The sequence below is a fragment of the Pseudonocardia sp. ICBG601 genome (assembly GCF_020496245.1).
This window is the reverse complement of record NZ_JAHLJA010000181.1, coordinates 54,988-62,817: the sequence shown is the minus strand read 5'-3', so window position 1 is coordinate 62,817 and position 7,830 is coordinate 54,988. Positions and strand designations below refer to the sequence as shown.

Genomic DNA, 7,830 nt, shown 5'->3' with positions numbered 1-7,830 from the left:
ACACGACCGCGCCCCAGGACACGAGCGCGGCCCAGGAGCGCAACACCGAGCCGGACATACGAGTCCTGCTCCCGTGGGTGCGGTGCACCATCGCCGAGCGGTGCGAGCGGAAACTGCCTCAGGGCCAGGGGCGGATCCGGTGGTGTCGCTCCTGGTGGCGTCACCGTGAAGCCCTCGCCCGCTTCGCCGCCCTGTACCGGGCCTGGGTCGAGGCCACCGACCCCGAGACCGGCACCGGCACCGCCCTGGTCGCCTACTACGAACACCTCGACCACGCCCTCGAGGTCCTGATGAGCGACCACGGGCCGTTCTCCGCCGGGGCTTGACCCCAGATCTTGGACACGCTGATTCCAGCACTGCTGGGGAAGCGAGATGATCCAGCGATCATGGCCAGGAAGAGTTTCACCGACGAGTTCCGTCGGCAGGCTGTTGATCTGTATGAGTCCACCCCGGGTGCCACCGTCCGTGGTATCGCCGACGACCTGGGCATCGCGCGGGGCACGTTGCGGGACTGGCTCACGATCCACGGCACGGGGAACAAGACCGCAGCTGATGGCAGTAGCTGCCCCAGCCCGGTACAGCCCATGCGTACCACGCCGGGGTCGGGCCTGGGTGGGGAGGAACCACCGAGGCAGAAGATCGCCCGTCTCGAGGCCCGGGTCCGTGAACTCGAGATCAGCGAGAAGAAGCTGACCGCCGAGCGGGAGATCCTGCAGCGGGCGGCCAAGTATTTCGCGGGGGAGACGCGCTGGTGACCCGCTTCCAGTTCGTCGCTGACCACCGGCACACCTTCGAGGTGAAGCGGTTGTGCGAGCTCGTGCACGTCTCGAGGTCGTCGTTCTACGCCTGGTTGGCTGCGGCCCCGGTCCGGGCGCGGCGGGCCGCTGGTGATGCGGTGTTGGTGGCGCGGATCCAGACGATCCATGACGGCGACAACACCATCGGTGCGCCGCGGGCCACCACAGAGCTCAACGACGGTGTCGCCGCCGCCGATCGGGTCAACCACAAACGCGTCGCGCGGGTCATGCGCGCGGCCGGGATCGCCGGCTACCGCCGCCGACGCCGCGTGCACACCACGATCGTCGAGCAGCCCCGGCAGACGGTGCCCGACCTGCTCAGGCGGGATTTCACCGCCCCAGCACCGAACCAGGTCTACGTCGGTGACATCACCTACCTGCCCCTCGCAGGCGGGACGAACCTGTATCTGGCCACGGTGATCGACTGCTGCTCCCGCAAACTCGCCGGCTGGGCCCTGGCTGATCACATGCGCACCGACCTGGTCAACGACGCGCTCCACGCCGCGGAACGGGCTCGTGGGTCGCTGCGCGGGGCGGTCTTCCACAGCGACCACGGAGCGGTCTACACCTCGAGTGCCTACGCCGAGCTCTGCGACCGGCTCGGGGTGACCCGTTCCATGGGCGCGGTCGGGTCGTCGGCGGACAACGCCTTGGCCGAGTCGTTCAACGCCACCGTCAAACGCGAGGTCCTCCAGGACAGCACCTGCTGGCCCGACGCGGCCACCTGCCGACGGCAGGTCTTCAGATGGCTGACCCGCTACAACACCCGCCGACGGCACTCCTACTGCCAGCACCTGTCCCCGAACACCTACGAACAGGCCCTCCGGGCTACCGTCACAGCCACAGCCGCGTAATCAACCACCGTGTCCAAGATCCGGGGTCAAGGCCCGCCTGCCCAGGCGGCCGCCACCGCACCCCCGGCACAGGTGACCCCACCGTCGGCTACCTCGGCCAGGACCACCACCCCGACGAACCCGACCCCACCGAGCCCGGCGCCGGAGTCGATGACGAGGCCGCAGCAGACGACAAGGAGCAGTCGCAGCGATGACGACAACGACAAACGCGCCGATCAACGACGTCCCGACCCTCGGGCTCGGCCGTGAGCAGTCCCAGGCCTGGGTGCGCCTCGCGTTGACCATCGCGACCACCCTGCGCCAACACCGCCTCGACCGAGGCCGGGCGGCGTTCAGCGACCAGCACGCCGCACTGCGCCGGGGCGCCCAGTACGCGGCCGATCTCGACCCGCGGGTCGCGGCGATGGCCGCCGCCGACGAGACCGCCTTCCACCACGCCGCCACCACCGACACCACTGCTGCTGCTGCGGCCGGGTTCGAGGAGCTGACCAGCCCGGAACCGCAGTTCGGGTGGACCGTCCACACCACCATCGGCCCCATCCCCGCCCACGCCCCCTCCGGCGGCCGGGGCCGCTGGGGACTGTGGGCCCACGGCCGGCGCGGGGACAAAGAACTATCGGTGTTCGTCGTCGTCCCCGACCGCGACCTCGCCACCGCCCTGCGCGACGAACTCACCCACGGCCAGCAACGCACCCTGCTCCAACTCCGCGACCTCGGCGTCTACGGCTGCCTGCGCGCCGACCACGCCCGCACCCAACTCCGCACCACCGACACCCAGTTCACCGACCACGTCCGGCACGCGCTGTACACCGCCTGGCCCCACCACCCCGACCGCGCCACCGCAATCCTCCGTACCGACACCGACAGCGCCGACACCGACAGCGTTGCCCCGGCCGGCGGAACTCTCGAGGACCTGCACCAGCGGCTCCGGGCCTTCGACGAACGCGGCTACCGCCCCGCCGACGTCCTGGCTGCGGTCGACCCCGACCGGCTCGACCGCGACCATCCCCGCGCCGCGCTGATCGCCGCGCTCGACACCCTGACCCCCAGCACACAGCAGCAGCCGAGCACCACGCCCGACGGCCCCGGGCAGACGGTGCCGCAGCGCGGGACCGACCTCTCCGCTGCCGCGCAGCTTCTGCACCGCCACCTCGACGACGACACCACCGCCGCGGTCACCGGATGTCGGCACTGGCCCGGCCTCGCCCGCCAACTCCACGCCTGGCATCGCGACGACACCACCACCGGCTATCTGGCCGCCGAACTCGCCCGGATCCCCACCCACCGCGTCCGCACCGCGCGGGCACCGGCGATCTACCTGCGCTCCCTCCTCGACCGCAGCATCACCTTCCACAGACGACACGACACCACCGCCGGAGACGCCACTGCTGGAGACGACGCTGCCGACGGGCAGAACACCGCCGACGCCACCGCCCAGGAACAGACCCCGGACCGGGAGCAGGTGCCGCCGACACCGTTCGACATCCACCAGCTCGACCCGACCAACGTCCTCGACCGCGAAGCCCTGCGCGCGTCCCGCGGAGCCGGCACCGCCGCCGACGACGACTACATCGACACCCTCCTCGCCGCCGACCACCCCATCGGTCGAGCCGACGAACCCCAGCACATCGCCCCCGGCACTGCCCACGACGCCGTACCCGCCCAGGTACAGCACCCGGAACGCGTTCCTGACCAGCAGAAACAAGAGAGCTCCGCGGACCAGGTGTCAGCAGCCGAGCGCACCGACGCGACCGGCACCGCCGACGGCGTCGTCACCAGGACCACCATCGGCACCGCACAGCCCGCCCCGCCGCTCCCGACCCGATTCGCACGGAAACGACAAAACGCCTACACCCCACGACAGCACCCCTAAGCAGGCGAAAACGCGCATACATGAAATTTCGGGCGATACTTGCCCGAAATTGCACGCTTCGTAGCCACGCATGTGCGATACGCATCTGATCTTGATCGGACGATTCGCATCGTGCTGTACTACGCAGCGTGAGCACGACGACGTACGCACAACGCACCATCACTGTGATCCTGGCAGCGGCGATCCCGATGAGCATGACCACCGGATTCGCCGCCGCAGCACCTTCCCACACGCCGCGACCAGCGGAACGGCACGTCCAGGAAACTTTCGCCGGGCAGGACAGTAAGAATCTTGAAGAGGGGCTGCGGTTCATTGAGTCCATCCCCGAGTCCGTGCTTGTCAGTGATGCCGCATGGGATCAGTGGAAGAGGAATCATCTCTCCCCGCCCGATCGAGCAAATGCCTGGGTGTGCAGCTCGGCGATCGCCATCGCGATCATCTCCAACGGCTTCGCCCCGGCGAAGATCCTCAAGCTGAAGAGCGCGATCAAAGCCGCCGGAGGTGTCAAGAAGGTCGCCCAACTGGGCATCGACGCTTTCAAGGCGGCGCGAGCGCGGGGAGAGTCCGTCGGCGCGGCAGCCGCTGCCGCGCAGGCCGCTATCGTCCAGAACGGCGGCGGCGTCGCCCAGGGCATACTCCTCGAATTCTTCTCACTCAATGCCGTGGTGAGCGGATGCTTCCAGTAACCCTACCCCTCCCCAGAGTCGGGGCACTTCCCGATCGAGCCGGGAACCATGCCTGCTGAACCCGCCAAGAAGCCGTCCTTCCTTGCTGCTTTTATTATTGTGTGCGGGTGCGGCGTGGCGATGTATCTGTCCGCACGTATTTTCCCGGATGAGCCGTGGGCGGACTTGATTTTCTTCGCGAGTCTCATCCTGCAAGGCGCAGTCACCCTGTGGTTCAACTTCACACTCCACCGCAAGGAAAAAGACCCCACGTCACCATCGCAGGACCCTCGAGTTCCACCGGTCAGCGAAAGCACAACCCATTTCACTTCTCATCGAAACAAAGAGGGAAACATGAAAGAAGACGTTCCGGCAGGACCCAGCGGGCCGGGGCCGCGGCCGGGGATCATGGCGTTGCAGCCGTTGCGGTGGTATCAGATCGCCGCCGCGGCGGTTCGGTTCGTCCGGGCGAACCCCGCCGCGGTGCTGGTCCCGACCCTGCTCGCAGCACTGGTCCTGATCGGCGGCGGCGGGCTGACCTGGTGGTGGCTGTTCGACCCGGCCACCGCCATCGACAACGCCGCCGCCGCAGCCGCGCAGGCGACGGACCCGGCCGCGGCAGAAGCCGCAGCACAGACCGCCGCAGCAGCATCCTCACCGCAGGACCTGCTGTTCACCCTCCTGCTGGTCGCGCTCTACTTCATCGTGGCCCCACCCGCAGCGGCCATGGTGCTGTCCACCCTGCGCCCCGCCGTCCTCGGACACAGTCGGGTATCGCTGTCGCAGGCCTGGGCCACCGCCCGCCCTCACCTGCGGTCCCTCTACGGAGTGTGGGCGGTCCTCACCGCGCTCAGCCTGATCCCGACCGCGATCCAGACCGCCGCCGCAGCCCCGTTCTGGAACACCCCCGACGCCCCCGCCGAGGCCTCGGACACCATCGTCGTCCTCGCCAGCATCCTGACCGTGGCCGCAGTCCTGTTACTGATCTACGTCTCGGTCCTGATCGCCTTCGCCCCCGCCGCCGTGATCGTCGAAGGACTCACCGCCGGAGCCGCGCTACGCCGCTCCCTCGACCTGGTCCACCGCTCCTGGTGGCGCTGCTTCGCCGTCCTCGTCGCGATCAGCGTGATCCTCCTGATCGTGGCCACCCTGATCACCCTGCCCGCCCTCGCCGCCGCCATCGCGATCGGATTCACCGGACCACTCTGGATCGCGATCCTCGGCGTCGGTGCTGTCCTGGCCGCGGTGTTCGGGATCAGCTGCAGCTACAGCACCGGCGCCACCGCCCTGCTCTATCAAGACCAACGCATCCGACGGGAGAACTACGCCACCGACCTCATCCACGACGCCCGCCTCGAACCGTAAACCCGCAGGCCAACGGCACAACCGCACCAGCGGCGCTACCGTCCGAGCCCGGGGCCCCGACCCGGGCTCGGACGGTGCTCGTGGACCGGGGACCGCCGCGGTGGCACCGGGCGGGGCGGCTCTCGACGATCCTGCACCGCCACCGGGGACCTGGCGCCGGGCACCACCCCCACCGGCGGCGACACAGCCGCGGCCGGGACAGCGGTCAATGCCGCGTAGCTCCGCCGCGCCGCCGCGGCCTGCGCCGGACGCTGCTGCGCCTCCCGCAACGCCACCACCTCCGCGACCACCGCCGCCACCGCAGCGATCAACCGGGCCGCGTCCTCCCCCCCATCACGCCCCAACGGACCCGCAGCGGCCAACCGCCACGCCGCCGACCGCAACGCCTCCGCCGCCGGCGACCACCGCACCGGCAGCACCCGATACGGCACCCGCACCGCCCGATCCAGATCGGCCCCCGCCCGACCACCGACCTGCCGAGCCACCACCTGACCAGCGGTGACCGTCTCGACCGCAGCCAGCATGTCCCCCACCGCATGCACGACCCCATCACCACCACGACCAGCACCCTCAGCAACAACGACGACGCGAACCCCGCCGTCCCCAGACACCGCCTCCCTCAGCGCTGCGCTCGCCTGGCCCATCGCCGACACCGCACCGGCCACCGCCGCCGCCCGCTCCACACGCGAGGCACGCGACCGATACCGCCGCACCCCGGCCGACTCCACCGACACGACCGGCTCCGCTGACGCCCACCGCGCCCGCAGGTTCGGCAACGACAGATCCGCCGCCAACCGCCGCCCGGAGAACCACACCGACTCCCCCACCCCGTTCACATCATGCGGAACCGCGACCGCATACCCCACCATGCCGCTCGCCCGATCCCCCGCCACCGCGTAACGAGGCCGCACCATCACCCCCCGATCCGCCAACACCGACACGAACGCCTCCGCGTCCCGCGCCTGCACTGCTGCGGCCCGCACCTGCCGCCGCAACCACTCCCGCGACGACGAGTCCGAGAGCTCCCCCAGCCGCTGCGTCAATCCCAACCGGGCGGCCTTCTCCAACTCCGCCCGCGACGGACCCGTCACCGACGACCGATCCACACCCGCCGTCCGCACCAGGTCAAGACGCTCCTCCCACGCCTGACACGTCTCCCGCGCACGCCGCTTGTCAAACGACGGCGACACCCGCCGCCCCGACACCTGCCCCACCAACACCGCCGCCACATGCACATGATCATCAGCGTGGCGGATCGCGACCCACCGACACCCATCCACATCACCACGCCGGGCGATCCCCGTCCGATCCATCAAATCCTCAACCACCTGCGACCACTGCTCATCACTGAGCACCGGATCCTCCGGCGCACACCGCAACGAGCAATGCCACACCGGGCCCTGCTTCGGACGCCTCTCCCCCTTCGCCGGCGGCGTCAACGACACCCCCGCCGCCACCGCAGGATCACTCAACTCCGCCACCAACCCCGCAACATCGAACGACCCATCCGCACGCCGACCCGGCTGATGCGCCTCCGCACAGCCGTCCCACGCCGCGACCACCCGCTGCCCCACATGCTCATTCGCCCGCCCCGGGCCCATCAAGTAGCGGACGAGCCCGGACGGGCGCCACCCCCGACTGATCTTCGCGATCACCCCACACCCCCGCACCCATCCGAACCCGGCGCCCCGCCGCCCACCGGGCTCGGGAACGCGCCCGCGACCGCACCACCGCGCGCTCCGCCCCCACCTGCTCATCCACCACCGCGACCGTCGCATCGATCCGCTCCACCGCCCTGCTGACAAGGTCCAGCACCCGCCCCGCCGACGCCTCCACCACCCCACCGGTGTTCGCGACCCGAGCGACGTCGTTGAGGTTCCCCCCGACATTGCGCAACACCCGCCGATCCTCCATCAACTCCGCCCGCAACCCCATCAACCCCTGCATCCGCGCACCCGACACCCCCGCCGAACGCACCGACACACCCGACCCGACCGCGTCATCACCGGCCGCGTCATCACCGGCCGCGTCATCCCCGACCGCAGCCACCTCCGCCGACCGCACCCCCACCACCCCCAACCACGCCCCCACAGCCATCCCCGACCGCGCCGCCGCCGCCTCCACCACAACCCGCTCCGCAGTCGACAACCACACCAACACCCCATGCGGACGACCACCCACCGCCCGACCACGACGCGACCCCGCCATCCGCCCACGACCCCCCAACCACTCACACCCAACACAACTGCTCGACCCGGACTCCGGGGCGAGCATCT

7 protein-coding genes are annotated in these 7,830 nt (G+C 70.0%); 5 read left to right on the top strand and 2 right to left on the bottom strand.

What is annotated here, in order from left to right:
* From KPL57_RS58395 to KPL57_RS58375, 5 genes are all read left to right on the top strand, one after another.
* A partial coding sequence (locus tag KPL57_RS58395; protein WP_226358650.1) for a DUF4913 domain-containing protein occupies window positions 1-326 on the top strand: 326 nt, incomplete at its 5' end.
* A gap of 60 nt (window positions 327-386) precedes the next feature.
* Window positions 387-1,651 (top strand): IS3 family transposase gene (locus KPL57_RS58390; RefSeq protein ID WP_226351113.1). Its coding sequence is split into 2 segments (ribosomal slippage): window positions 387-738 and window positions 738-1,651, totalling 1,266 coding nucleotides; the frame shifts between segments, so codons are not numbered across the junction.
* A gap of 190 nt (window positions 1,652-1,841) precedes the next feature.
* Window positions 1,842-3,524, top strand: a complete 1,683-nt coding sequence (locus KPL57_RS58385; protein ID WP_226358610.1) for a hypothetical protein — start codon at window positions 1,842-1,844, stop codon at window positions 3,522-3,524.
* A 128-nt stretch (window positions 3,525-3,652) separates the two neighbouring features.
* Window positions 3,653-4,210, top strand: a complete 558-nt coding sequence (locus KPL57_RS58380) for a hypothetical protein (protein WP_226358615.1) — start codon at window positions 3,653-3,655, stop codon at window positions 4,208-4,210.
* Between the two features lie 114 nt (window positions 4,211-4,324).
* Window positions 4,325-5,554 carry a hypothetical protein gene (locus tag KPL57_RS58375; protein ID WP_226358608.1) on the top strand — a complete coding sequence of 410 codons (1,230 nt, stop codon included), beginning with the start codon at window positions 4,325-4,327 and terminating at the stop codon, window positions 5,552-5,554.
* A gap of 35 nt (window positions 5,555-5,589) precedes the next feature.
* Here the strand turns inward: KPL57_RS58375 and KPL57_RS58370 are convergent, their stop codons facing one another.
* Together KPL57_RS58370 and KPL57_RS58365 are read right to left on the bottom strand one after the other, a co-directional pair.
* Complete coding sequence (locus KPL57_RS58370) at window positions 5,590-7,209, bottom strand: relaxase/mobilization nuclease domain-containing protein (RefSeq protein WP_226358607.1); 1,620 nt, start codon at window positions 7,207-7,209, stop codon at window positions 5,590-5,592.
* Entirely contained in the window at window positions 7,133-7,681 is a 549-nt protein-coding gene (locus KPL57_RS58365) for a hypothetical protein (RefSeq protein ID WP_226358649.1), read from the bottom strand. Before KPL57_RS58365 ends, KPL57_RS58370 begins: the two co-directional genes overlap by 77 nt.
* Window positions 7,682-7,830: the final 149 nt, after the last annotated feature.